Below are 26618 nucleotides of genomic sequence, written 5' to 3' on the forward strand. Positions count from 1 at the left end.
CCTTCCCAGATCATATAAATGTGATGTTTTTTGCTTTCTGTCCATTTATACAACAAAAAGCGTGCCAACTTAGTGTCACGCTTTTGTCTCTGGCTCCGCAAACCGCTGATTATCTTATATTCCATTTATAATGTCATAAATATATCCGATTTCAGACAGTGGGATTTTGACACTGTAAGTGTTTTCTATCCCACTAAAGGCACTCCGTATTTTTGCAATCTCTTCTGTCCGTTCTGCCTCAAATGCATCGATATCAGGATAGTCTTCGATCGGGCTCCTCCTGATCAGGCGCTCCGCAAGACATCCCACATGAATGAAAAGATTGATCTTTGTACTGTTTGAAAGTGCTTTCCCGTCCGTGACCTCATATTGTTTCAGACAGTCCTCGATGTGGTTCATGATCTTGTCCGTATCCAGGATCGTCAGGGAACCGATCAGCTGCCGGACAGAAAAGTTTCTCACGAGATGGTCATTGATCTCCTGTATGCGCTCATGAGAGATAACCGGGGACAGGATCTTTTCCATCTTCCTCTCCGCCTCCCCTGACACAACCTCCTCAAGAGGTATGAACTCGATGCCGGAAAGCTTTGGATTTACAGTCCCTATGACTCCCAGGATGTCGTAGCCGTCCAACAGGGCATCGGCCGTTGACTGATTGTTCAGCTGGTCATAGTCGTAGGAGACCACCGTAATATCAATGTCCGAAGGAATACTGTCGTCGATCAGGCCCCGGATCTGCTCTGCGGTCCCGGTCCCGGTAAGACAGCAGGTCAGGATCACTTTCTGCTTGTCTATCTTCGGATAGATCATCTGGTATTCGGTCTGATTGTATTTCTTCAGCCTTAAGAGAATGTCCTCCAGACGGTACTTCTGTTTCACCATCTGTCCGGCGTTCACCGCCATCTGCGTGGAAATGTTGTTTACGATGGCTACGGGCACTCTGAGCATATCGCTGAGTTCCTCATAAATGTCCATCAGGGAGCCTGTGTCCACCAGAAACAGAAGGCCGCTGCTCAGATCATGAAGCTCAATATATTCTTTGATCCATAGGACAATATCTTCCATCTTTTTATCTATGGGCATATCCACCGCCTCAAATATTGTTTCTTCCAAAAGCCGGTTGGCCACATTGGCAATACTGCTTGCCGTGGCATATCCGTGGGCTAAAATGATGGCTTTAGTCCTGCCGTCCTGTGACTTCACATTCAGGCTCTTAAAATAGAGCACGAGAGGGAGCAGGTCCGCCTCCGTTACATTTAAATCCATCTTCGCGGAAAGCAGATCCATCATCCTCTTAACGAGCTGCGTTTCCTGTCTGTAATGTTCCTCCGCAAACGAAAGAAACTGCCCCGATACTTTTCCCCCGGACTCATATTCCGCAGGATGACCGTTCAGATAGAAGAAATAGGCTGCCGCAGCGTGGAGGACATTGCCCCCGAATCGAACATTGCAGCTGTATTCCACATACCGGAAAGCCTCGTGGACACTGCCGATCACATAGCGCATGAGCATAGTTTCCGACTCCTTACTCTGCTGATAGATGAGGCGGTCCAGCATGTCGCTGACCGCATGGAAGCACCGTTTCTCAAATTGGTCCAGAGCATATCCCTGGCTTTGGAATTCTTCATAGATGGAATTGAGTTTTTCAAACAGTTCCCTGTAATGTATAGATTCTTCCGTGTCCGCACCTGCAGCCGTCTCAGGCCTGGACTCCGGCGTGATCAGCACTTCCTGGCTCTTCTTAATCTTCATTCCGTCGTTCTGGGCGATCTCCGAAATGATCTCGTCCGGCAGATCCCCCAGACGGAGTGCGATCTTTTCCTTTTCTTTATTTTTTGCGTAAGTTGTGGCACAGAGATATTTGATGGTATTCTGGAGTTCGCCCACATTCCCCTTAAAGTTATGTCCTGCCAGCGCGTCCAGCACATTTCCCGAAACTGAAAATGTTCTCTCCAGCACCTTGCTCTCCTGAATAAAAAAGCGGTAAATAAACTGCATCCGCTCCTGGTATCCCCGCTCCATGAGATCAGGGATTTCCACCACAATAGGCACCCTGCGCAGAAATGTGTCCAGAAAATTGGAAGCGAGATCTTCTGTGGTAGCCATAACGATCCTGACTTTTGCCTTATGCCACCCTTCACTTTCTCCCATCCGGCGGAAGATTCCCTGGTCCAAAAAAATGAACAGTTTTTCCTGACTTTCATTGTTCAGGCGGTGCACTTCATCCAAAAACAGCATCCCTCCGTCTGCTGCCTCCAAAAGTCCCTTGGATGTACCGTATGCCCCTGTAAACGCTCCTTTTACATATCCGAACAGATTGCTGGACAACAACTCCACATTGTTGGCGTACTGGGCACAATTCAGCGTGATGAACGGCGCCCCTTCCGGAAGTACCCCATGACAGACAGAAAACTCATAAATCTGCCGGGCCATGTAACTCTTTCCGGCCCCGGTATCCCCGTGGAGAAATACCGGCAGGCTTGTATTCGGATAAAATACGGAAGTCTTGATCTGCTCGATAGCCTTTTTAAGACTTCCCCGGGCCCCAATCATACTTTCCAGCGGATCGTCAGCCTCCCGGGACTTTCTCTCTGCCTCTGTATGTTCCATAAAAAGTTCCTCGAGACTTGCATAGACCGGTTTCTCAGGTTTAAAAAACCGCTCTTCAAACACTTTGGCATCAAAAAACAAAACAGGCCTTGTATTGACCTTAAATAAAGATTTCCCCACTTCTTTGTTTAGATAGTGACTGACTGTATTCCGTTTCACCGTAAAGATCCCCGACATCTCATCCGCCGTGCAGGACTTATCCACATGATCAAAATCAGCCTGTTTTGTTTGTTCTTTTATATATGACAATAACTTTTCCTTCAGCATATCCCTCTACCTCATCTCATTTGTACTGCATAATTTATTTTCATTATGCCAGCTTCCTGCCATTTGTCAATCAAGGCATTCCGCAAGATGATTTCTCAGATTCAAATTTCTTTTGACACTAGTTCTTGGCACGGAATTTGCTCTATATACAGTTGTAAATCAGTGTTATGCCCAGGCAAATATACTATCATTCAACGAGGTGAAAGAAACATGAAAAAAAGATTATTGATCGCAACCCACAGCACATTTGCTGACGGAATTAGAAATGCAATGGAACTGGTGACCGGAAGGCAGGACTCTGTTTCCACACTCTGTGCCTATACAGACGATATGTCAGAAGTGGAAACTCCGGTCAGGGAGATCATAGACGGACTGGGTCCGGACGAAGAACTGATTATTGCCACCGATATTTTCGGCGGCAGTGTCAACAATGAGTTTATGAAATATCTGTCACAGAAAAATATCCACCTGATCGCAGGAGTCAATCTTCCGCTGCTCTTTGAACTGGTCTCCTGTCTGAATGCCCCAGACACAAAAAAGGCGTTGGAAACAGCCGTGGACAATTCCAGGGAGCAGATCTGCTACTGCAATCTGCTCTTAGATCAGGCGTGCCCTGCCTGTGACACATTTTAAGTTCCTCACGGATCAAACCGCAGGAAAGGAGGAGATTTTTTGGCCCCGTCTTACCGCTCCGCTTTAGAGCTTCACCAGAAACAGCAGATGTCTCAGTCTCAGATCCAGTCGCTGCATATTCTGTCACTGGATAACGGAGAGCTTTCTGAATTTCTGCAGAATGAATACATAGAAAACCCGATTCTCGACCATACACCTTCCGGTTCTTCTTTCACTGTATCAGAAACACAGGATTTTGATATTCCGGAAGAAGCCACCGACATGGTTAAGACATATCTTTTGGATCAGCTGAACCAAAATGATTACACAGAAAGTGAATGGCGGACAATGAACTTTATGATTGACTGCCTGGACTCCGGCGGATTTTTCAGGATTTCTTTTGAAGAAGTCTCGGCCCTTCTGGCAATTCCTTTGGAAGAGATAAAAACGTGCTATGAAACTTTGTCCGGCCTGGAGCCCGTGGGCATTTTTTCCCGCAGCCTTCCGGAGTGCCTCTTACGGCAGCTTGATTTCCTCGGAAAAAGAACGCCGGTCATGGAAAAGATTATACAAAATCACCTGGACGATATCGCCCTCGGACACATCAGCACCGTCTCCAGAAGCCTTCATATCAGCACAGCAGAGGTCCGAAAGCATATCGCCGTGATCCGGAACCTGAATTCCAAGCCTCTTCAGGGATTTTCCACAGAAAAAATCGAATACATCACCCCGGACATCATCGTGACCTGTCAGGGGAATCAGTGGGATATCCGGCTCAATGACGACTGGGTGGGGAATTATTCTCTGAATGATTATTATGTCCGTATGCTCAGAGGCACAAAAGACCCCCAGCTGAAAGAATATTTCCAGCAGAAATATGAGCGATGCCGTTTTATCATCGCAAGCATTGAACAGCGCAGAAATACGATGATCAGGATCACCGAATCCATTCTCTCAAGACAGCCGGAGTTTTTAAAAAATCACGGCTTTCTGAGACCTATGACAATGAACGAAGTGGCAGAGGATATTGGAATGCATGTTTCCACGGTGAGCAGGGGTGTCAAAGGAAAATACCTGCAGTTTCCCTGCGGCATCATCTCTATGAAATCATTATTTTCCGGCTCCTCCCCTGCTGCTGGTGCCCAGGTCAGTGCGGTAGATATCAAAGGGATATTAAAAGAAATGGTGTCCCGGGAAGATCCGAAGAAGCCATTCAGTGATCAGAAACTATCGCTGCTTCTGAAAGAAAAGGGATTTTCTATTTCACGGAGGACCGTGGCTAAATACAGGGAACAGATGGGGATTAAAGGGACTTATGACCGAAAAATAGACAGCCGAATTTAATATCCCGGCTGTCTAATCATCGTCCTTATAATCTGTTCACTTTAAAAAATTTCATGATCTCCGGCAGATATGTGGCGGTAAACAGTGCCGTCACTGTAAAGGCCGCCGCTTTGTGCAGCTTCTTCGGAAGTGCCAGTCCCCACATGACTCCGGCAGCGCAGGCACAGAGCTTAATCATTACGAGATCCTTCCAGTCTGCATGTCTCATGAAACGGTTTGTATATCGGATTAATTTCTTCACAGCAGTCACCCCATCTCTCTGTTTGATGTTCCGATTGTTCTGCTTTTATTTTACCACTCTTTGTAAGCGATGTCACCGTGTCTTTGCATATCCTGCTCATCCCACCGAAAGATTCAATTTGCCTTTACTTCTGCCTCCATATATCTGTTAAAGAAATCTTTGACCGATATTGGTTTTGAAAAATAATATCCCTGTCCGAAGTCACAGCCCAGATTTTTCAGTATATTGATCTACCCTTCAGTTTCGATTCCCTCCGCGATCGGAATCATCTGGTTCAAGGTCCGGCACATCTGAATCACATACCGGACGAGCACCTGCGACTTTTCATTCTTCTCCAAACCGTCAATCAGGCTCTTGTCCAGCTTAATCTCATTAAAATCAATGGCAGACAGTATGGCCAGATTTGAATATTTGGTTCCGTAATCGTCCAGGGAAATCTTAAATCCCGCTCCAATAAATTCTTCTGCCTTCCGGCTCAGCTCTTCCAGCCGGATCTTGGACGAGCTCTCTGTGATCTCTATACATATTTGGGAAGGGTCCACGTCATACTTCCGGCAGACATTCAGAATTCTGTTTGCGACATCTTTCTCCATTAAAGTAACCCGCGAGAGGTTAACGGAAATGGTAAGGGAGTCAGAACCCGTCTGCTCCCACTGTCTGAGAATCCTGCAGACTTCCTCCAGTACATATAAATCAACGTGGCAGATGACATTTTCCAATTCATAGATCGGAATAAATGCATCCGGCATAATCAGACTGCCGTCCTTTTGTATTTTTCTCACAAGAGCCTCTGCACCTATGATCCTTCCTGTCTCAATTTCAACCTTAGGCTGAAGATGTACAACAAACCTTCCCTGTTCAATGTCTCTTAAGAGTTTCTTGGCAACTGCCGATCTGCGGTTGTATTCTGCGTTCAAGGTTTTTTTGTAGTATGACTGCTTTTCGATGTACATTAAGTCTTCTGCATAGCTGACCTGCTCTTTGACTCCCCGTCTTCCCGCATCCCAGACTGCTCCGATGGAAATATTCAGTTCCTCGTTGTGCTCGGTTTCCCTCCTCAGCGCTGACACCCTGCTGTGGAATTCCTCCCTGGATATTTCAGGGCAGAGCACAACATACTCAGCCCCACCGGTTCTTACAACACGGATTTTTCTTTCTTCTTTTACCTCTCTGTACTTCCATTTCTGCGGTATTTTCTTTTTTCTCTCTGTTTTTATTTTCTTCTTTTCCGCCGGCTTCTTTTCTTCTGATGAGGGTTCTTTTGGCACCGGATCCCATTTCGCTGTCAGTCTCATATTACCGTTCACCGGTTTATTAAAATCCCACTCTGTTTCTTTTCCGTTTTCATCAATATAATACCATCCGCCGAAGGTGTAGCCGGCCCTTTTTGGTGCTCCCGGTTCTTCGGCCTTCTCACCTCCATTTATCATCTGGTATTTCGGCTGAGTCTTATCCGCATAGGTCAGATTATCATAAGGAAAGTCTGAATCATTCTCCTGCTTGCCTGTCACTATGGAAAGCCCTTTTAACTGTTTTTCTGTAAAAGCCTCATCCCCCCCCCCGGTTTTCCAGCCATTTCCTGTTCCCATGACTGTGATCAGAGAAACTGCAGCCAGACATCTCATCCATTGCTTTTTCATTGTTCTATCCGTCCTTTTTTGCCCTCAAGTGCACTCTTTCTTGGGTGATTTTTTGACTTTATAAGAAACTTCTATTCTGAAAAAGGTTAGAAAAAAAGGCCTTTAAAAGCCTCTTTTACTCCCTGTTAAATTCAAATATTCTTTGATCTCCTGCCTTGTCCATCAAATATAATTTAAAGTCCTCTGTCTTAGGCGGTACATAGAAGATCTCCCGGCTCGTGTCACAGGTGAGTCCTGCGACTTTCTTTCCGGATTTTCCGAGGGCATAAGTCTTCACGTAATCCACATCCCCGTCCACATAGATCGCCAAACGTCCGCCCTTCTTTTCCACCTTTGCCTGGAGTATAGAAGCCGGGGTAATCTTTTTTGGTTCAGGCTTCGGTTTGGGCTTTTGGGGAATCTTGATCCCTTCCAGATTTTTTGTCTCCATCTGCACCTGAGGAGTCTCGAAGCCTCCGAAATCAACTGCCGGAAGAGGATCTTCATGAAGCATCACAAAACCGGCTGTACCGGCTCCGACCGCAATTGCTGCTCCGAGGGCCGCCTTTTTCATGGCCACCACTCCTTTTCCCGTATTGCTTCCCGCAGTATACAAAGACCCCCTGAGAATCGGATATAAAGCAAAGAAACCAAATCCCCTGATTTTCAAAGCCTCTCTGTCTGCTTTCGGAAGGCTTTCGATCTGTTTTTTCAGATTTTTCCGTCCATGGAACAAAAAGTTTTTCACCGCGTTTACATTACAGTCCATGATCTGGGCGATCTCTTTCATCTTCAGCTGTTCCAGAGCACTCAGGATAATCGCGGCTCTCTGCTTCTCCGGAAGATTCTTTATGCACTCATGGAGGATTCTTGTCTTCTCATCCTCCAAAATAAACTTCTGAGGTTCCGGCTCCTTAGAAGACATACTCTGGATAAAATCCACCACTTCGTTTCCAAGTATGTCGGTCTGACTGTTCTTTTTGGCATTCCTAAGACAGCACCGGTATGCAATCTGCCGCTGCCATGCACAAAACGCCATATTATCTTTCAGAGCAGGAAGATTCCTGTAAATCTCGATAAAAACATCCTGTAAAATATCCTCTGCCTCAGTGGCATTTCCGCAGAAATTCAATACAAACAGTCTGGCCTGGTCGTATGTCTGCCGATACAGATATTCATATGCTCTCTCATCTCCCTGCTTTGCCCTCTTCACATACGGACAAAGATTTTTATAGAAGTTCCCGTCCCTCATCTCTCCTTATCCTTTCTCCTTCGTTCATTCTCACTATAAAATAGATTTTTCATAAATACAAAAGGAATTCATTGTAACAGCAAGTTTTTTGTACATTGCGGCAGTAACTTTTCTATGGTAAACTCTAAGTAAAATAATCTTCCGTACATAATCGCGGAGAATGGAATATAACAAGGAGGATCTCATGAAAGCCTTATTTATCATCAATCCCTCTTCGGGGAAACAAAATATTGAAGCCACACTGCAGGAAATCATGTCGACTTTGATTTTAAAACAAATCACTCCGCACATTGATGTTTTTTATACAAAGAAAAAAGATGATGCAAAACACCGGGCGGCAGCCTTAAAGCCCGGAGAATACGACTATGTTGTCTCTGTAGGCGGCGACGGTACTTTAAACGAAGTGTCCAACGGACTTGTAGTCAGCCAGAGTAATATCCCCCTGGCTATCATCTCCGCAGGAACTGTCAATGACTTTGCCACTTATATGAACCTGCCTCAAACAGCCAGGGAATTCTGCAGCATGATAAAGAATTTCCAGACGAAGAAAGTAGATATCGGAAAGGTCAATGATGAATATTTTATCAATGTCCTTGCCGGCGGCCTGCTCACCGATATTGCTTATAAAGTTCCGAAAGACAAGAAGGCAGTCCTCGGGAAGATGGCGTATTATCTGGAAGGCATCAAAGAACTTCCAAAGCAGTTTTCCAAAAACATGGTATTAAAGTATACCAGCAGTGAATTTTCAGAGACCACGGAAACCATGGTCTTTTTAGTGGCCAATTCAAAAAGTGTTGGAGGTTTCCCGACTGCCGCACCGCTGGCTTCTGTGTCAGACGGCTATCTGGACGTCCTGATCCTTAAAAAGATCGAGTTTTTAACAACTCCGGATCTGATCGTCAAATGGCTCCAGGGCAGCCACCAAAATCACCCGTCCATCGAGTATTTTCAGACGAAAGAAATCTTTATCGAACAGGCATCCACAGACAACGAGATCGCCATTGACTACGACGGTGAGATTTTGAGCGAAGGGCTCCCTGTAAGGATTTCTATCGTTCCGGAAGCGTTAAATATCCTTGTGCAGAGACAGGATCCACAGTGATCTCAGATATAAAAACCAGACAGCTTCATAAACCGGTTCCCAAACACCAGATCAAAAATCTGACGGTTGGGATACCGGTTTTTTTACTATCTTATATTACTTGACAAAGTCAATCTTTTGAATTATATTTGACTTAGTCAAATAAATGGAGGAAATCATGAATGACAGAATCATTTGCTTTTTATGTGTCAGTTCTCCGTAAGTGTTTTACGCAGTATTGTACGGAAAAACTCGCAGAGATCAATGTAACTTACGGACAGCTGTTTATTCTTATTTTTGTCGGCAAGAAAGAAACATGTTCGCCCAAAGAAATATCCCTTGCCTTAAAGCTGGATGCGGGCCATCTGAACAGAACACTTTCAAAACTCATAGAAAACGGCCTGCTCAAGCAAAAGAAAAGTACCAAAGACAAACGGGCCAATATCATAAGTCTGACTCCGAAAGGCCGGGAAGCCTTTGAAATGAGCCATAATTTATTCTGGGAGTGGGACAGCGTTATCTTAAATCCTCTCTCGGACAATGAAAAACAAAATTTAATGGAACTGATGAAGAAAATAGCATTTTCGGAAGATGGGAGGTTCTGACATGGAACAGTTAAACAAATTTATCAGCCTTTTAACGGGCAGATTTCATAACTCTGAACAATATGAAACTATGAAAAAGAATGGAATTGAATTTCCTTTTGCTGAACACGTAAATACGGTCTGCAATGATAAAATCAGGAATCTGCCTCCAGCTTTCAAAGGAGTCTTCATGCTTGAAGAAACTTACTATACATCGGACGGAAAAACGCACGCATCACCCCACCTGTTTTTATTTACCGAGAGAGCTGACGGAGTGAAACTGACTTCTTATGAGACTCCCGATGGATATAAAAAAGACACATTTACCTATGAAAATTTAACCCCTGTTGATTTCAAGGATCTGAAACCATCAGAAAAATTCACACCGGCACTGTATACGGAAAAGGACAATATATGGGAAGGCGGCAGCACAAGCATGTTTTCCCCTGTGCTGAAATTCACCTTATTTGAACGCTTTTCTGAAGAGTATTTAGAAGTTTCTGAAATAATGGAAGTAAACGGAAAGAAAACTTTTGGATATGACAATCCGATTATTTACAAAAGAGCTGAACATTCTTAAAATAATGCCGGAAAAATCTTTAGAAAAGACTTTTCCGGCATTAGATATTTTTTAATAACTGATCTTGGTTGATCCCAGATCTTCATCCCCATAAGAGGCATAGATTTTATTGTTCTCGGTGTATACTTTCAGCTCGGCAGAGTCCTGATCCTTGGTCAGCAGAACAGAAAAGTCACTTAAGCTGCCGCCCAGCGGAAGCTGGTACGGAGAGAGTTTGCATGCCATCTGAGTGACCGGATTTTCCTGATTTTCAGAGAGGTCGCAGTTTAATCCCGCAAAAGGCGCCACGGATTTATAATTCTTAAAGCCATAGTCAAACAGTTTAATCGTATCCCTGTACAATTCATATCCGTTTCCCCGCAGGATCACAGAGATCAGCTCCGTTTCCCCGCGCTTTGCAAAAGTTACGAGAGTACCGCCGGCTCTGGTCGTATATCCGGTCTTTCCGCCCTCCACGCCTTTGTATAAAAACATCGTCTGTTTTACCATCTTGTGGTGGTTCCATAATTCTCTGCCCTTTTTCTCCTTGTTGGTTCCTGACATAAAATAATGGGAAGAACATGCGATCTTGCGGAACATTGGATTTTGAAGAGCCGCTTTCGTGATCAGCGCCATATCCCTGGCAGTGACATAGTGCTTATCATTGTGAAGGCCGTTGGGATTCATAAAATGAGACCCCTTGCAGCCGATCTCTTTCGCTTTCTTATTCATCAGGTCTGCAAATTTTTCGATACTGCCGCTTGTATGCTCCGCTACACCATTGCAGGCTTCATTTGCGGATTCCAGCATGATACCGTACAGAACGTCCATGAGCGGGATCTCCTCGCCGGCCTTGATGCCGATGTGAGTGCTTCCAGGCTCAATGCTGTTTACGGCATGTCTGGAGAATTTGACCGTGGAGTACAGATCATCGTTATTTTCTATCGCCACCAGGGTCGTAAGAATCTTAGTGATGCTGGCCGGATAGCTTTTCTTGTCAATGTTTTTTGCATATAGGATCTTTCCGGTCTTGGCATCCATCAGTATTCCGCAGACTCCGTTGATCGACGGCTTATCGGCGTTTGTGTCTTCCTTTGTCGCAAGTCCTCTCTCTGCCGCCTTCGCCGGCACGGTCCCTGCTGTCACCAGTACAGCTGCAGTGAGCATCACCAGTAATCGTTTTACAAATTTTTTCATATGTTTTTCCTCATGATTCTTATTTGAAATTAAATGTCATAATGTATAGCTGGCGGTCCGTATAGTAAGTCACTTCCATCTTTTTTGCCCCGAAACCGGGCACTCTTTTCAGCAGATCAAAAATCTTTCTGTCGGCGATCAGCTGCCGGTGTGCCTTCTCATATTCCGTCCGGCTGCCCATCTGAAAACTGATCTGCCCCTGATTTTTCTGTTCACAGAGCTGGTTATAGATCTTCCCCAATTCAAACTGCCTGTAGTAATGATTCTGTCTCACATAATAATTGTTCTTCTTTGAACTGCATTTGGGCACCTTGAGTCCCTGATCCAGCGTGTGCCCCCGAAGAAGTTCCTCCTCTGTCATCCCAAAAAACCCTTTGGACATCTTCTGATTATTGCTTCCCCAGGTAGGGTCTACATAACAGTCAGCACCTTCGATCTGTACCAGATTCCACGCATGATTCTGTCCATTGGCCCTTCCGTACACCATCCGGCACGGGATGCCCATCTTCTGATAAATATACTGAAGACTCTTGGCATATCCTGTACAGACGGTCTCTTCATTGACCATGCCGCTGATCAGGTTTTGATTATATTTGCTGCCCTCCCGGTAGGAGATCCTCCTGGTCAGATGCTCATAAACCGTATAGGCCTTCTCATATTCCGTCTCTTTTTTGTCTGCATAGGAAAGATACAATGCAAGATTTTTCTTCAGTTTCTTATCGTACTGTTTGGTCTGCTCTTTTGTAAAAATATAATGGGGCAGGAACACGACGTTTTTCTTCGTTCCCGATGTCTTCCATTTGATATTTCCGGTAAAGTCGAACCAGAACAGTTCAGGACAGTCGGATTCCATCTGTTTTAAAATGTCCTCCATCCGCTTTGTGGTAACCTGTTCAATCTCGATCTCTTTTTTTCTGTTGAAAATCCCGTAGTACATGAGGCTGTAAACCCTTTTGCCCTCTTTTGAGAGGCTCTGATAACCGTACTTGGTCTCAAACAGGTCTTTGTGGGTCTTTTTTACCTCTGTGACAATCTTCTTTTGTTCCTTCTGGTGAATGCGGCTCTGGATCGATGACACCATATTGGGCAGCGTAAAGACCAGTACCAGCAGAAGGACAGATGCAAATGCTTTCAGGACTTTTTTCATAGGCAGCTCCTACCCGATCAGCCCCAGGCGTTTCAGTCCCAGCGCCAGGCCATCCCGGTCCGCAGGCTCCGTTTTGTATTTGGCCTGCTCAAGCAGTTCAGGGACTGCATTTCCCATGGCAACCCCGTATTGAACATAATTTAACATCTCAATGTCATTGGCGCTGTCTCCAAATGCGTAGCTGTCTTTCCGGTCGATTCCAAAGTGATCCAGCACCATTTTAATACCGGTGGCTTTATTAATTCCTGAAGGAATAAACTCTACGGAGTTTACCTCTTTATGTATGATCCCGGTCATGACTCCCCCGGTCATCTCCTCTACAAAGTCCTTCTGTGCGAAATCCATGTGGTGATATGTCCATTTGTTGACTTCCTCTGCCTGTGATAACGGATAGACATAAGGGGTCGTAGTCTCTCTCAGCCTCTCTACCACCTTCAGATATAAATCATCCTGATTATCCGGGTCATAGTAACTTCCTTTGACGCCTTCCAAAATAATCCCGATCCTGCTGTTTTGTCCGTAATCAATGACCTTTTGGAGATTCTCACCGGAAACCTTCTGATTGCACAATTCCCTGCCTTCACAGATCACATGGGCTCCTGCCGCAGCGATCATTCCGTGAAAGCCCTGTTCCATATAGGATTCCGGCACCATGCCGTAAGCCCTTCCGGTACAGAGCACTACTTTGCAGCCTTTGTCCATCAGCTCAGCCACGGCTCTCTGAGCGGACTCCGGAATACCAATCCCGTCACAGTACAGAGTGCCGTCGATGTCTAAAAATACAATTTTATTCATGCTTCACTCCTATATATTCTCGATCTGCCAGTCCACCGGTTCAATGCCGTGCTCTTTCAGAAATTCATTGGTTCTGCTGAAATGACGGCATCCGAAAAACCCTCTGGACGCAGAAAAAGGACTCGGGTGAGGCGCTTCAAGTACCAGATGCTTCGGATTGGTAAGCATCCATTTTTTATTCTGGGCATTCCGTCCCCACAGAAGATAGACGATCGGACGGTCCTGCTCATTTAATATGCGGATCGCGGCGTCCGTAAACTCTTCCCATCCGATATCCTTGTGGGAATTGGCCTTGTGCGCCTGGACGGTCAGTACTGTATTTAACAGCAGAACTCCCTGTTCGGCCCATTTGGTCAGATATCCGTTGTTTGGTATGTAGCAGCCCAGATCCTCGTGCAGTTCCTGGTAAATGTTGACCAGGGACGGCGGCGTCTGTACTCCCGGCTTTACGGAAAAAGAAAGCCCGTGGGCCTGTCCTACATTGTGGTATGGGTCCTGGCCTAAGATGACCACCTTTACCCTGCTCAAAGGCGTCAGGTGGAACGCGTTAAAAATATCATCCGCCGGCGGAAAGATGTTCTTCTGTGCGTACTCAGCCGTCACTGTCTGATACAGCTTTTTATAATACGGCTTTTTGTATTCTTCTTTCAGATGCTCAGCCCAGTCATTTGTAATCGGTGGCATACTCTGTTCTCCAATCTGTTCCTTAAATTTCTTTATAATATACGTGTGTATTATAAACTATCAGGCCCTGTTTTGCAAACCCAAGAAATGCGCAGATTCCTTTTTCTTTGGCACATCTTGTGATAAGATAAATATGACAAAGGAGGATTGTCGCATATGAAAACTTCAAAAATGGAAAATCCCCACTCTCTGTCCATCTCGATTGTATTCGACGGACTCCTGGTGGGGATATTTGCCGGCTGTATTGCCGTCATCTACCGTATTTTATTAAATCACGCGGAGTCTCTTTTATTCCGCATCATAGACTTTACAAAGGGAAACGCCTTCTATATTGCAGGCTGGTTTGCCGTTCTGATTATCCTGGGTCTGATCGTAGGAAGACTGGTCAAATGGGATGAAATGTGCTCCGGAAGCGGTATCCCCCAGGTACAGGGGGAGATGAAAGGATACATAAGTCAAAACTGGGTCAGCGTACTGATCACAAAGATCACAGGCGGCACTCTCTCGATCCTCGGCGGTCTGTCCCTTGGACGCGAGGGCCCCTCTGTCCAGCTGGGCGCTATGGCCGCCAAAGGACTTGCAAAGATCACAGGAAAGAGCAAGACAAAAGAAAGGATCATGGAAGTCTGCGGTTCCGGCGCGGGTCTGGCCGCTGCTTTTAACGCGCCTCTGGCAGGCATTATGTTTGCTCTGGAAGAAATTCAGAAGAACTTTAACAGTTCCATGCTGGTCTGTGTCACCGCCGGTGCCCTGACCTCGGATTTTATCTCTAAAAATGTATTCGGATTGTCTCCGGTGTTTGAGTTTCAGCTGAAATCTGCCCTTCCGCTTAAATACTACGGCCTTTTGATCCTGCTCGGGATCATCCTCGGCGCTGCCGGGGCCTTATACAACTGTGTCATGCTGAAGGGTCAGGATATTTACAAAAAACTTTCCTTCCTGAAACCGGAGTACAGGACCGTAATCCCGTTCCTAGTATCGGGTGTGCTGTGCTACTGCCTTCCTTCCGTACTCGCAGGAGGCCATGCCATGATTACACGCCTGGAGAGCGGCCATCTCCTGATCGGGTCTATGGTGCTTCTTCTCCTTGGAAAGTTTCTGTTTTCGGCAGTCAGCTTTGGCTCCGGAGCACCGGGAGGCATCTTCTTCCCTCTCCTGATCCTTGGTGCCTACATTGGTTCCATCTATGGAACCTCCGTCACAGGACTTACAGGCATCAGTCAGGATTACATCATCAACTTTATTATCCTTGCTATGGCCGGATTTTTCACTGCCATCGTCAGGGCCCCGATCACCGGCGTCATTCTGATTGCGGAAATGACAGGGACATTTGAACACTTTCTTTCCCTGGCCGTTGTGTCACTGACTGCCTATGTGATTGCCCATCTTCTGAAAAGCGAGCCGATCTACGAGAGTCTTCTGGGCCGCATTCTCGCAAAAAAGGGATTAAAAACAACGGATGCCGCAGAGGGTAAAGTACTCTCAAGTTTTGTTGTCGGAACAACCTGCCTTGCTGTAGGGAAAAAAATCAAAGATGTGGCCTGGCCGGAACACTGCCTGATCGTCACCATCAGCCGGGGCAAGGAAGAGATCATCGCCAAAGGAAGCACCGTGGTACACTCCGGCGATACGCTAGTTGTCCTGGTGGAGGAAGACTACCTGGGAATGGTGACGGAAAGCTTCCAGCTTATCTGCGGAGAGATTACGGCGGGATAGACATTTTTATAATCAAGAATTTCGTTAAATAGTGAATATGAAAGCGAAGAATCGCCAGTTCCGACATCTGCCGGAACTGGCGATTCTTAATTAAGGGCTTATTTTACAGCCCCTTATAGAAATATTTTGCAAGAGTTAAACACAAATATAATAAGCAGTCATGATTCTGCTAAGCATACATCAGTTTCCCCTGAGGCTCCGGAATTTCCCTGCCCATTTCTTTTGCCGTTTCAATCCATTCTTTGATCACGATCTGGGCATTGTACAGTGCATCCTCCTGTGTTTTTCCATCAGCCATACATCCGGGAAGTTCCGGCACTTCGGCTATATAACAATCATCATCTTTACTCCAGTATATAATAATTTCATATTTAAACATTAGCTATACCTCCAACTTATATTTCAGAATCAAGTTTCTAATTTGCTTTACTTGGTAAGGTTTTGCCTTATTTCCTTTTGGCTGTATATTAATAATTTCATTAATTCCGTCTTTATAATATATAAAGTGGTCTCCTTTTATTCTACATCTAAAACCCATAACGTCAAGCACCCTTTGCAAATCTCTAAACTTAATATTGCTGTTTTTTTCAGCACATATTATATCACTAATTATTTTTTCTACTGATGGCATTGTAATACCTCCTTTATTTGATATTACAAAAATAATATATCTGCTGACCTATATATCCGCACATCTATTTTTACCATATTTTTACTATTCTTGTATATACAAAAGAGGAATAACTTACAGATAATACCATAAGTTATCCCCTTCTATAATTTTACTTTCTCTTCCGCCTCCGGCTGCTCTTCCAGAATAAAATACCAGCTGCACCGGCTATACATCCGGACAGCCACAGCACTCTGTTCTCATCCCCGGTCTTTGCCGATGATGCCGTTTCTGTGCCGTTCTTAGTGAGCTCTTTATAATTCCAGCTTTCATCCTTTTTGTTTTTCGTTTTTTTGTCTCCTGATGTTTCCCCCATCTCCTGTACATTTGATTGTTCCGCTGCTTTTTTCCACCTGGCCTTCAATGTCATATCCTGATGTACCGGTGTGCTGAAATCCCATACAGTCTCAATTCCATTTTCATCTGTATAAAACCAGCCCTCAAAAGTATATCCTCTTTTCTTCGGATCTTTGGGTTTGGCTGCCTGCTTTCCTCCTTCTATCTTCTGGACATCCGGGGTATAGCTTCCTCCGTTTGAATCAAAAGATACCTTATGTTCCCCTGTCAGGGTTACCTTAACTGTTACCCCTGTACCATCCGGCATAGAAAAAGTCAGATCAAAACTTCCCGTTTTTCCCTCTGCTTTCACTCCATTGATCACATCCAGCTGTTCTTTATTGACAGTGATCCGGGCATCGACCCCATCTTTATCCTTTCCCTTTGCACCGCACAGGTTTATGATCTCATCCTCGGTAAAAGCTTTGCCTCCGGTCGGCTGGACCGTGTCATTTGCTCCGATGGATGCCGAAGGAGCTTCCAGACGGTATTCGGCATTATCACTGCCCTCTTTTCTCAGATATACCGTAACGGTAATCTCTGTCCCCTGGGGTGTCTGAAAAGACAATGGGTAGTCTCCGGTCTTGCCTGATGTCTTAGCTTTATTGATCTTTTCCAACTGTTTAGCATCAGAAAAACTCAGTTCATCTATCGTGTACGGCGTACCGTCATCTTTGCTTCCTGCCAGGTCAGTGAGAACCTTTATCTGGGCTTCTGTAAAACCTTTTCCCCCTGTACTGCTGATCACATGATTCGCCATGATCTTATCCCCGCTCTCTGTCACGTTTGTCACGTCGCGCCCTCCGGTCAAAGTGACTGTGATTTCTGCCTTTTTGCCATCCGGAGTTTCAAAGGTAAGTGTAAATGACCCGTTTTTATTGGCTGTCTTGGCATCATTGATCTGATCCAGCTGCTCCTTGGAAAGTTTTATGTCATCAAAAGGTATATTGTTTCCGTCCTTATCTTTCCCTTTCAGCTTACCGAGTTCTTTGACCTCCTGCTCTGTAAAAGCCGGTCCTCCGGATTCTGACTGGAAACTGTTTGCACCGATCACAGAAGACGGATTCTGCACATCCAATTCTGCTGAATCTGTCCCCTCGCTCCGGAGATAAATGGTAACCGTCACTTTCGTGCCGTTTTCTGTGGAAAATGTCAGCGGGTATTCCCCAGTCTTTCCCGCCTTTTTTGCCTGATTGATTGTTTCCAGCTGGCTTGGATCATCAAAGAGTATCTCACTGCCAGGGATCGTAGAACCATCTGCATGTTTCCCCGTCACCTTGGTCAATGCTTTTATCTGTTCCTGGGTAAATCCATCGCCTCCCGATTTGCTGATCACATGATTGGCTCCCAGCTGCTCTTTTGTATCCTGATCGATTCCATTGGAATCCCGGTAAGGACCAAAATATACCATTGTGAAAAACTTTTTAACTTTAATCTCTGATTTTTCTGAAAATGGAGTATCATTTGAAAATAAGTAATTATCTTCTGACTCTCCATCCTGAATATAACCCTGAGACCCTTCTTTTGGAATAACCTTTGCATTCTTTACGTAATCCAGTCCCAATGCAGCTCCAATTCCGGGCATATCCGTAGACTGGTCACCGACCGCTGTTACCACTGTATCTCCACCGCTGATCTCAAGATCCACAGTCTCTGCGGATTGGGTGTAAATGCCACAATCTGATGCCCCAATTCCCGGAGCCCGATAACCTCCCCTGGCCATAACAGTTCCCCCGGTAATATAAACTCTCTCAACCTTGCTTCCATAGCCAGAACCAATGCCTGAACCATAAGCAGTACCTGTGGCAGTAACATTTCCTCCGGATATTCTGATATTCTTTGTATATCCATAGCCGCTGCTGTAATATTCACTGACACAGGCACAGCCGATGCCCGGACAGTGATCTCCGCCGGAGGCCTCTATGTTTCCTCCTTTGATCGTAAAGTTTGCAAACCCCATCTCTTCTTTGGTTGTACCAGAACGATATGTATTTCGTACGGTACTTCCGATAGATCCCGCATGCTTAATACTGGAATTTCCTTTGGCTGACAATGAACCGCAGGACAAATCACACTTATGCCCTTTTCTGTCTGCCAATTCACACTGTATGGTCAGGCTTCCGTCCATGCCGTCTTTTGCCAGCGCGCAGCCCTCTAAACCATTTCCGTTTCCGCCGGAATTACACAAAAGCTGATTTTTCCCTCTGAGTGTTATCGTGACATTCGCATGGGAAACGTTGATGCAGTCCATTTTTTTGGTATCACAAGAGATGTCAACATTGTCTAAAGTAAGATCAACAGTGACATCCTTTTCCACTATTACATTATATTGAGTCGTTGTTCCCGTAATCCAGTATCCCTTCGGGTTCAGGGCTGTCTCATTTTCCGGCAGTCCTCCGCCCTCGGCTCCGTGTTCCGTGATCCGGATATCTCCCTGTCCTACATCGAGAAGGGTCTGTCCGTTCTGAGCAAGCTTCTTTTTCTGTACCGCTTTTTTGACTGGATTTTTCACCGAAACAGTTTCTTTCTCTGTCTCCGTGCTGTCTGTCTCTTCCTTTACTGCTGGCTGTTCTTCCGTATTCTCCGTACTTCCCGGCTGTGTCTGTTCTGGGGTCTCTGTGGTTCCAGAAGTTTCCCCTCCTGTATCTTGTGTTTCACTTTCCGGGGCTATTTCCTGTATTTCACAAATACCCCCCCCCCGGTTTTTCTAGATATTTCCTCTTCATATGCTCTGAGCAGTGTTCCTGCCCCTGTTTCTAAAGCTAAAGTCAAAGAAACAGCCGCCAATCGTTTCATCCATGGTTTCTTCATTCTCTCTCCGTCCTTTCTCATGCCCTTTGCGCGCTTTCCAGGCATATTTTATTTGTTTAACCTTTATAAGAAAATCATATCTCACAGATGGTTAGACAAAGATTTAAAAAGGCAGAACTAAAAACTGCTCTGCCCCTTTTCCACTATATTTATGATAAACCTGCTTTTTTCTTTTTCCACCCAAAGATACAACTGCCTGCTGTACAACCAAGGAGCCAAATCAGTTTCCCGTCCTCTCCTGTCTTTGCTGTATCCGCACCTCTGTTTTTGTCTGTCTCTTTATTTCCCTTAACTTCGCCGTACTTCCACTTGTCCTTATCATGATTCTCTGATCCTGTCCTGTCTTGACTTGCTGTGGAATCCTTTTCCTCCCCTGAAGCAGCTTCGGGAATCTTTTTCCATCTGGCCTTCAGGGTCATACTGCTGTTCACCGGATCTGCAAAATCCCATCTCTTCTGCCCGCCGTCTTCATCCGTATAATACCAGCCTTCAAACACATACCCTTCTTTTTTCGGCTCTCTCGGTTCTGCCGCAGGACTGCCGCCTGCAACAATCTGGTCGTCCGGGTGATAATCTCCTCCGTTTGAATCAAATATTACTGTGTGATTTCCCGTCAAAGTAACGGTTACCTCCGCTTTCGTACCGTCCTCCAGAGAAAAGGTAAGTGGAAAGTCTCCGGTCTTTCCTGCTTTCTTGATCTCATTAATTGTTCCCAGCTGTCCTTTATCCACGATCACTGCTGCATTATTACCGTATTTATTTTTCCCTTTGGCTTTGCAAAGTTTTGTAATTTCCTCCTCACTGAAGCCAATTCCTCCGGTAAGCTGTGCAGTATCATTAGCGCCGAGACTTCCTCGCTGCTCTCCATTTTTTGTCTCATCCGTTCCGCTGTCTCTCAGATACACCCGGATCGTAATTCCTGTCCCGCCCGGCGTCTCTATGGTCAGCGGAAAATCTCCGGTTTTCCCATTAGTCTTGGCTCCATTGATTGCTTTGACCTGTTTCTCATCCGGAATTACTAATTCTGTTCCTGCAATGGCAGAACCGTCTCCATTTAGGGCCGTGGCATCCGAAAGCTTTATCAGCTGTTCTTTTGTAAAGGCTTTTCCCCCGGTCTTTCCAATGATATCCAGTCCTTTGATCTGCTCTCCGGTCGTCTCATTAACTGTGATCTCATCATAAGTTTTCAATACTACTTCCACAGTGGCTTTTTTTCCATCCGGAGAAGTAAAGGTCAGTTCAAAACTTCCGCTTTCTCCTGCTGTCTTGGCATGATTGATCAATTCTAATTGACCGGCATCTGCTGTAAACTCGTCCAACGGATAGGTCGTTCCATCAGAGTTCTTTCCCTGCACCGATGCAAGCTTCCTGACATCCTCCTCACTGAGTGCTTCTCCGCCGGTATCCTGACAAAAATCGTCTGCCCCGATCGTTGGCTCAGGCTGTTCCGGGTCCATCAAAGCGGAATCAGTCCCGTCCGCTTTCAGATATATCGTGACCGTCGTCTCTGTCCCATTTGGTGTTGCAAAGGTCAGAGGAAACTCTCCGGTTTTTCCTGAAGTCTTTGCCGCATTGATCGCCTGGATCTGATCTTCTCTGGTAAAGGTTAAATCTGATGTATTAAAATCGATTCCATTTTCATTTTTCCCTGTTACCTTCGTCAATCCTTTTAACTGTTCTTTCGTAAAACCTTTTCCCCCGGTTTTACTGATCACGTGGTTAGCTCCAATCTGATCCTTCGTATTCTTTTCTATTTCATTGGTATCACGGAACGGTCCGAAATAGACCATCGTGTAAAATTGTCCTACCCGGATATCCGTCTTTTCTTTAAATGGAGTTCCGTCCGCAAATGTATATTCTGTCTCGGAAATACCATCCTGGATATAACCCTGATATCCAAAGTCCGGAGCTGCTGTCACATTGGAGACATAATCATTTCCGCTTGCGGCTCCGATGCCCGGCATCCCGGTTTCTTTGTCACCCACCGCAATGACGACTGTATCCCCTCCGCTGATCTCAATATTTTTTGTTTCTCTGCTTCTTCCATCATTTGACGCTCCAATTCCAGGAGCATGTCCTCCTCCGTAAACTTCTACTCTTCCGCCTGAAATATAGACTCCGCTCGAATTCTCGGAAAGACATGCAGAACCGATGCCTGGAGAATGGATACCTGCCAAGGCTTCAATATTGCCTCCCCGAATTGTGAAATTGGCAAATCCGCTCTCTTTTGCTTTCTGCATATTCCGCAGTGTACTTCCGATTGCTCCCACATGCCATAATTCAGGATTCCCTTTAGCAAGCAGAGAACCGCATGACTTGTCACATTTATGTCCTTTTTCATTTGCGTGTTCACACTGGAGTGTCAGACTACCGTCCATCCCATCCTTTGTCAGAGCATTTCCGGTATTTACAAAGAACCCGGTTACAGATGAACCCGTATTGCATATTAGCTTGTTATCCCCGATCAAGGTCAACGTTATGTCTGCATGAGATACATTGATACAGTCTCTTTTCGTTGTTGTTGTATCTGCCTTACCTATGGTAATACTTACATCCTCCAGAGTAATATCTGTTTTTACCCCTTCTGATACTTCAATGTTATTGGAGGTCGTAGTCCCGGTGATCCAGTATCCCTTCGGATTCAAGCTTGATTCACTTTGCTGAAGTCCGCCTCCCGTCGCTCCACTTAATGTAATACGGACATCTCCCTTGCTCACATCAAGGAAGGTCTGTCCGTTATCTGCCAGCTGCTTTTTAAGATTCCCTTTGGTTTTCTTTTTAGCCGCGGCAGTTTTACCGGAAGCTTGGATTTCCTTCGGTTTTTCCTCTTCTGTACTGCTTTGCTCTGTGGCTGTACCGGCCTCGCTTCCCACTTGCTCTTCCGGGGTCAGCTCCTCAATTCTGGAAATACCCCCCCCCGGATTTTCCAGCCATTTCCTCTCCATGGGCTTTCAGAACAGTTCCTGCTCCGGTCCCTATGGTCACGATCAGAGAAACTGCGGCCAGACATCTTATCCATTGCTTTTTCATTGTTCTCTCCGTCCTTTCTTTTTACGTCCTCAAGTGTACTTTCTTTTGGACATTTCATTTTTCTTTGACTTTATAAGAAATCCGGACATGATAAAAAGTTAGATAGTCTCCTTTCCATCAAACAATTACATTCCTTTTTGCGTAAAAAATATCATATACAATAAATTATAAGAAAAGAGCCGCCGCCCACAAAGTGGAAGCCTTTAGGGTTTTTTACGTCCTATAAAAGGACGCGCCAATCCCGTTTGCCGACAGGGTAGGTATTTTTTATTTATAGAGAAAATTAAAAATCCTCTCTATAAATAAAAAACACTTTGCGAAATGCACACAGATGCATAAGGATACAATTTGCCTTCGGCAAATTGTATGTGGCGCGCAAAGCGGGCAGGCCAACTTTGATTTTTCGCTTTTTATTCCTATCAATGTAGGTCAGCATGCGATCAGGAACGTACCGCCTAAAAATAAAAGGCTTAAAACTTGGTATGTATCCATTTCCATCATCTCCCTTCTCTTTCTTCAATAGAAATTAATTTCTATTCTCCAGTTCCCCAAATCCCACTTAAGCATAATTTCAACAAAATCACTTGTTCTAAAGATTGTGAGATAATAAAATACAATTATAAAGTAATTCAAAAACTTCCGGAAGATGGATTACCTGAAACTATAACATCAAAGTATATAGAAAAGAGGTATGAAATTATGAAGTGGAATGCAGTCATAACAGAAACAGGTTCAGAAGTAATGGGATTATTAAGGGCTTCAAATCAGGTTGATTTCAGACCGAACGATAGACCCACTGATTTAGCAGATTATTCTGTGTCATATGAAGGCCGTCCGTCAGAAGATCTAAAAAAGGGTGACAGGATAGAAATTGGCAGCAGTTCATTCCGTATCGTAGGTCTCGGTGCAAATGTAAACGAAAAATTACAGACACGCGGTACCTGCACGATGAATTTTTCAGAAAAACACACACCGGCAACACCGGATTCTATCATGCTTTCAGGTATTGGATATCCCGAGACATGTATTAAAAACGGAGCAAAAATCAGCGTCAAATAATCAAACTCATTTGTTTGCAGAAATACCCAACGCCTCAGATTCTGATTTCTAAAAAAATTCTATGATAACCTGCGGAGAAAGGAAAGATAGTGAAAGATTATAAAGGAATTGTATTTTTTGATTACGACGGAACATTGATTGATGAAGTGGACGGTATTTTTCAGATGCCCGATTCCACAAAAGAAGCTTTAACAAAGCTGAGAGAAAACGGATACGCTGTCTGTATCTGTACAGGCAGAACAAAGCAATTTTCCGAAGATGTAAAAGAATACTTCAATGGTTATGTAACCGGAGTGGGTGCCTATGTAGAGATTGACGGAGAGGTCATTCAGAGCATAGAGATCACAGAATCTGAAATCGAGAATCTGAGGCAGATTTGTGCACCGAGAAATATCGTGCTTCTGATGGATGGAGAAACACAATCCTATTGCGACGGCATGGAGCAGGAAAGCTATCAGTTTTTTAAATATGTGTTTGATGTCAAAGACCATTGGGTGCTGCCGTGGGATACCAAAGAGAAATGCCGGATTAATAAACTGACCTTTTTTTATGATCATGATGAAGACTATGATTTCCTGAAAGCACACCTTTCCTCCCGGTTTGAATTGGCAAAACATATCCGGTATCATTTTACAGATGCCACACCGGTCGGGGTCGATAAAGGTTCCGGCATCCGTACCATGATGGATGCTTTAGGAATTCCAATTCAATCAACTTACGCATTCGGAGACGGTGATAACGATGTCTCCATGATAAAAACTGTGGGAACGGGAATTGTCATGGGACGTCACTACAAAGGATTGGATCCTTATGCGGCATTTACAACGGATACTGTTGCGGAAAATGGAATCTATAACGGCTGCAAAAAACTCGGTCTTATTTAGCTTTGCGGGGTTCAATCATGAGAAAAATCATAGACGATGAAAGATTAATCTACCAGTGCTGCAGTCTTTACTACGAAGAACATATGGGACAAAGTCAGATTGCAAAACACCTGGGAATTTCAAAATCCTCTGTCTCAAGAATGCTTCAAACCGGACGCGAACTTGAAATAGTGGAAATAAAAGTACGCCATCTGGCACAATATATGTATGAGGATCTGGAAGAAGAATTAAAAAAGAAATATCACTTAAAAGATGTTGTCGTAGCAGAAAGCAGCCCTCTGGATTCCAAGACAGAGCGTATCTCAAAACTGAACGAACGGGCAGCTGACTATCTGAACCGTCTGTTAAAAGACGGCGATTATGTCGGAGTATCTGTGGGATCCAGTATTAGGAATCTGGCAAAAACGAGCCATGAAGCGTTTCATAGAAACTGCACCTTTGTTCCTCTGGTCGGAGGCATCAGCCAGCATACTACCGGGATGGAAGAGGTACAGTCCAATCAGGTGGCGGAAGCTTTGGCCGAAAAATATGGCGGAAACTATGTGTCTTTCTTTTCTCCCGCAGTCTTCTCTAATGAAAATCTGATGAACGAATTTTTAAAAGGGGAAGCGGTACGCTTTATCTTTGATTACTTTGAAAAATTAGATATTGTCATTTCCGGTATGAATATTGCCAGTTCCATGTATGAGACTGTGAAAAAGCTGGGATATGTCTCCGATGATCAGCTGGACAGATTCAAGAAAAACGGTGCCGTCTGCAATCTTATCCTTCGATTCCTTGACCAAAATGGAAATACAGAGCCTTTTGATGAATATAACCGCAAGATTGCAGGAATCTCGGCAGAAGCCTATAAAAATGTAGAACATAAGCTGCTGATCACAGGCGGGGCGGGAAACGCCGCTGCGGTAAAAAGCTGTATCAGGGGAAATTTTGCAAATATCCTGATTATGGATGTGGATTGTGCAAAGGCATTGCTTGTTGATTAAGTTTTATAACATAAAAATACAGGCATTCTTAATCAAAAGAACACCTATATTTTTATCTGCTACAATCTATTCTTCATTCAATAAAACACTGACTCTGTACATTCCCGGAACAGATGCATGTTCATATGCCTTCTGTATATCATCCAGAAGAAACTTCTCCGGTTCCACCAGCTTGGATACATCCACAGCTCCGGTATTTAAAAGTTCGGCCGCCTTGAAAAAGTCTTTCATGTCCGCTCCAAAGGTGCCGATCAATTCCATTCTGCGGTAATGGATCACATTGGAATCCAGTTCGATCTCCGGAGCGGGATAGCCTGCGGCAAACATGAGAATCCGTCCGTCCAGCTCCTTCACAAGCTCTGCTGCCTGGGTGTTTGCCTTTGTGTTTCCCACGGCCACGATCACAGCGTCCGCTCCCTTTTGATCCGTCAGTTCTTTTACCTTTTCCACCGGGTCTTCTTTGCTCACATCGATGACTTCAAATCCCATATCTCTGGCTGCCTGAAGCTTCTTTTCCATCAGTTCCGTCACAATGACCCTGCAATTTTTGGCCTTGGCAGCCTGCGCATTGACGAGCCCCATAGTCCCCGCTCCGATGACAACTACCGTCTCCTGAGGTTCCAGCCGCAGTTTGGAGATTCCTTTGCACACGGTTGCCAGTGGTTCCAGAAAAGCTGCTTCTGAGGGAGGAAGTTCCGGGTTCATTTTCACAAGATTTCTGGCGCTCCTCACATTGTAATCTGCAAATCCGAAATTTCCCCTGTATCCGTCTTCCGTCAGGTTTTTGTAATCCGCGCTGGTACACTGGCCCTCATGGCCCCTCCGGCAGGCCTCGCATTTCCCGCATGAGTTATATGCGACAGCCACATGATCTCCCGGTTTTAAATCCTTCACACCGCTTCCAACCGCCTCGACGATACCGGAGCCTTCATGGCCCCCGGCCATTGGATAGCCCTGATGTTCCCTGAGTCCCAGCCATTGCCCGTAGTCTGTGGTACAAATGTTGCAGACCAGCTGTTTTACGAGCACATCATCAGGACCCATATCCGGGATCTTCCTCACTCCTGTCAGGGCGCATCCTTTTTCTTTTAAATACGCAAACTTCATCTGTTCTATACTCATTGATATCCTCCT

Annotated in this window: 25 protein-coding genes; 9 read left to right on the forward strand and 16 right to left on the reverse strand. The window is 45.0% G+C overall.

Annotated elements, in window-relative coordinates; all coding sequences use genetic code 11:
- Positions 1–114 precede the first annotated feature (114 nt).
- Positions 115–2877, reverse strand: coding sequence for a sigma 54-interacting transcriptional regulator (locus DWV34_RS00245; protein ID WP_009289207.1), 2763 nt, complete (start codon positions 2875–2877; stop codon positions 115–117).
- Positions 2878–3087: 210 nt separating this feature from the next.
- Between DWV34_RS00245 and DWV34_RS00250 the strand changes: the two genes are divergently transcribed.
- Both DWV34_RS00250 and rpoN read left to right on the forward strand, forming a co-directional pair.
- Positions 3088–3510: a PTS sugar transporter subunit IIA gene (locus DWV34_RS00250; protein ID WP_006568699.1), complete on the forward strand. Its 423-nt coding sequence runs from the start codon at positions 3088–3090 to the stop codon at positions 3508–3510.
- Positions 3511–3549: 39 nt separating this feature from the next.
- Entirely contained in the window at positions 3550–4833 is a 1284-nt protein-coding gene (gene rpoN, locus DWV34_RS00255; RefSeq protein ID WP_009289208.1) for an RNA polymerase factor sigma-54, read from the forward strand.
- Between the two features lie 25 nt (positions 4834–4858).
- Here rpoN and DWV34_RS00260 read toward each other — a convergent pair whose 3' ends face one another.
- The 3 genes from DWV34_RS00260 to DWV34_RS00270 form a co-directional block, all read right to left on the reverse strand.
- Complete coding sequence (locus tag DWV34_RS00260) at positions 4859–5074, reverse strand: hypothetical protein (protein ID WP_225103648.1); 216 nt, start codon at positions 5072–5074, stop codon at positions 4859–4861.
- Between the two features lie 230 nt (positions 5075–5304).
- Complete coding sequence (locus tag DWV34_RS00265; protein ID WP_243000792.1) at positions 5305–6714, reverse strand: EAL domain-containing protein; 1410 nt, start codon at positions 6712–6714, stop codon at positions 5305–5307.
- A 115-nt stretch (positions 6715–6829) separates the two neighbouring features.
- Complete coding sequence (locus tag DWV34_RS00270; RefSeq protein WP_118475039.1) at positions 6830–7945, reverse strand: RNA polymerase sigma factor; 1116 nt, start codon at positions 7943–7945, stop codon at positions 6830–6832.
- Between the two features lie 184 nt (positions 7946–8129).
- On the opposite strand from DWV34_RS00270, the gene DWV34_RS00275 reads away from it, so the two are divergent.
- The 3 genes from DWV34_RS00275 (at position 8130) to DWV34_RS00285 (ending at position 10190) form a co-directional block, all read left to right on the forward strand.
- Positions 8130–9047 carry a diacylglycerol/lipid kinase family protein gene (locus DWV34_RS00275; protein WP_009289211.1) on the forward strand — a complete coding sequence of 306 codons (918 nt, stop codon included), beginning with the start codon at positions 8130–8132 and terminating at the stop codon, positions 9045–9047.
- Between the two features lie 161 nt (positions 9048–9208).
- Positions 9209–9631 carry a bilirubin utilization transcriptional regulator BilQ gene (gene bilQ, locus DWV34_RS00280; RefSeq protein ID WP_118475041.1) on the forward strand — a complete coding sequence of 141 codons (423 nt, stop codon included), beginning with the start codon at positions 9209–9211 and terminating at the stop codon, positions 9629–9631.
- 1 nt (position 9632) lies between these two features.
- A complete protein-coding gene (locus tag DWV34_RS00285) occupies positions 9633–10190 on the forward strand; it encodes a hypothetical protein (protein WP_009289212.1) in 558 nt (185 codons plus the stop codon).
- A 51-nt stretch (positions 10191–10241) separates the two neighbouring features.
- Here DWV34_RS00285 and DWV34_RS00290 read toward each other — a convergent pair whose 3' ends face one another.
- The 4 genes from DWV34_RS00290 to ung are packed head-to-tail and all read right to left on the reverse strand — an operon-like array spanning position 10242 to position 13992.
- A complete protein-coding gene (locus DWV34_RS00290) occupies positions 10242–11366 on the reverse strand; it encodes a D-alanyl-D-alanine carboxypeptidase family protein (protein ID WP_009289213.1) in 1125 nt (374 codons plus the stop codon).
- A gap of 19 nt (positions 11367–11385) precedes the next feature.
- A complete protein-coding gene (locus tag DWV34_RS00295; protein WP_006568710.1) occupies positions 11386–12513 on the reverse strand; it encodes a transglutaminase domain-containing protein in 1128 nt (375 codons plus the stop codon).
- A 9-nt stretch (positions 12514–12522) separates the two neighbouring features.
- Positions 12523–13308: a Cof-type HAD-IIB family hydrolase gene (locus DWV34_RS00300; protein WP_006568711.1), complete on the reverse strand. Its 786-nt coding sequence runs from the start codon at positions 13306–13308 to the stop codon at positions 12523–12525.
- A gap of 9 nt (positions 13309–13317) precedes the next feature.
- Positions 13318–13992: a uracil-DNA glycosylase gene (gene ung, locus DWV34_RS00305; RefSeq protein ID WP_006568712.1), complete on the reverse strand. Its 675-nt coding sequence runs from the start codon at positions 13990–13992 to the stop codon at positions 13318–13320.
- Between the two features lie 156 nt (positions 13993–14148).
- On the opposite strand from ung, the gene DWV34_RS00310 reads away from it, so the two are divergent.
- A complete protein-coding gene (locus DWV34_RS00310) occupies positions 14149–15708 on the forward strand; it encodes a ClC family H(+)/Cl(-) exchange transporter (protein ID WP_006568714.1) in 1560 nt (519 codons plus the stop codon).
- Positions 15709–15877: 169 nt separating this feature from the next.
- Here the strand turns inward: DWV34_RS00310 and DWV34_RS00315 are convergent, their stop codons facing one another.
- From DWV34_RS00315 to DWV34_RS18055, 7 genes are all read right to left on the reverse strand, one after another.
- On the reverse strand, positions 15878–16087 hold the full coding sequence (locus DWV34_RS00315) for a type II toxin-antitoxin system HicB family antitoxin (RefSeq protein ID WP_006568715.1): 210 nt from the start codon (positions 16085–16087) through the stop codon (positions 15878–15880).
- Between the two features lie 3 nt (positions 16088–16090).
- A complete protein-coding gene (locus DWV34_RS00320) occupies positions 16091–16339 on the reverse strand; it encodes a type II toxin-antitoxin system HicA family toxin (RefSeq protein ID WP_006568716.1) in 249 nt (82 codons plus the stop codon).
- 151 nt (positions 16340–16490) lie between these two features.
- Complete coding sequence (locus tag DWV34_RS00325; RefSeq protein WP_227032278.1) at positions 16491–19226, reverse strand: InlB B-repeat-containing protein; 2736 nt, start codon at positions 19224–19226, stop codon at positions 16491–16493.
- Between the two features lie 155 nt (positions 19227–19381).
- Complete coding sequence (locus tag DWV34_RS17475; RefSeq protein WP_227032275.1) at positions 19382–19525, reverse strand: hypothetical protein; 144 nt, start codon at positions 19523–19525, stop codon at positions 19382–19384.
- A gap of 149 nt (positions 19526–19674) precedes the next feature.
- The gene (locus DWV34_RS00330) at positions 19675–22470 is read right to left on the reverse strand and encodes an InlB B-repeat-containing protein (RefSeq protein ID WP_022261180.1); all 2796 of its coding nucleotides are present in this window, start codon (positions 22468–22470) and stop codon (positions 19675–19677) included.
- Positions 22421–22555, reverse strand: a complete 135-nt coding sequence (locus DWV34_RS17825) for a hypothetical protein (RefSeq protein WP_022261181.1) — start codon at positions 22553–22555, stop codon at positions 22421–22423. Before DWV34_RS17825 ends, DWV34_RS00330 begins: the two co-directional genes overlap by 50 nt.
- Positions 22556–22984: 429 nt before the next feature.
- On the reverse strand, positions 22985–23056 hold the full coding sequence (locus DWV34_RS18055; protein WP_429757425.1) for a putative holin-like toxin: 72 nt from the start codon (positions 23054–23056) through the stop codon (positions 22985–22987).
- Between the two features lie 198 nt (positions 23057–23254).
- On the opposite strand from DWV34_RS18055, the gene DWV34_RS17310 reads away from it, so the two are divergent.
- The 3 genes from DWV34_RS17310 to DWV34_RS00350 all read left to right on the forward strand — a co-directional run bounded on the left by DWV34_RS17310 (position 23255) and on the right by DWV34_RS00350 (position 25484).
- Positions 23255–23614 carry a PTS glucitol/sorbitol transporter subunit IIA gene (locus DWV34_RS17310; protein WP_006568721.1) on the forward strand — a complete coding sequence of 120 codons (360 nt, stop codon included), beginning with the start codon at positions 23255–23257 and terminating at the stop codon, positions 23612–23614.
- 89 nt (positions 23615–23703) lie between these two features.
- Positions 23704–24498, forward strand: a complete 795-nt coding sequence (locus DWV34_RS00345; RefSeq protein WP_006568722.1) for an HAD-IIB family hydrolase — start codon at positions 23704–23706, stop codon at positions 24496–24498.
- A gap of 17 nt (positions 24499–24515) precedes the next feature.
- Positions 24516–25484 carry a sugar-binding transcriptional regulator gene (locus tag DWV34_RS00350; protein ID WP_118475043.1) on the forward strand — a complete coding sequence of 323 codons (969 nt, stop codon included), beginning with the start codon at positions 24516–24518 and terminating at the stop codon, positions 25482–25484.
- Between the two features lie 66 nt (positions 25485–25550).
- Here DWV34_RS00350 and DWV34_RS00355 read toward each other — a convergent pair whose 3' ends face one another.
- Entirely contained in the window at positions 25551–26606 is a 1056-nt protein-coding gene (locus DWV34_RS00355; RefSeq protein WP_006568724.1) for a zinc-dependent alcohol dehydrogenase, read from the reverse strand.
- Positions 26607–26618: the final 12 nt, after the last annotated feature.

The sequence above is a fragment of the Anaerostipes sp. AF04-45 genome (assembly GCF_003461725.1).
GTDB classification, from domain to species: Bacteria; Bacillota; Clostridia; order Lachnospirales; family Lachnospiraceae; genus Anaerostipes; species Anaerostipes caccae.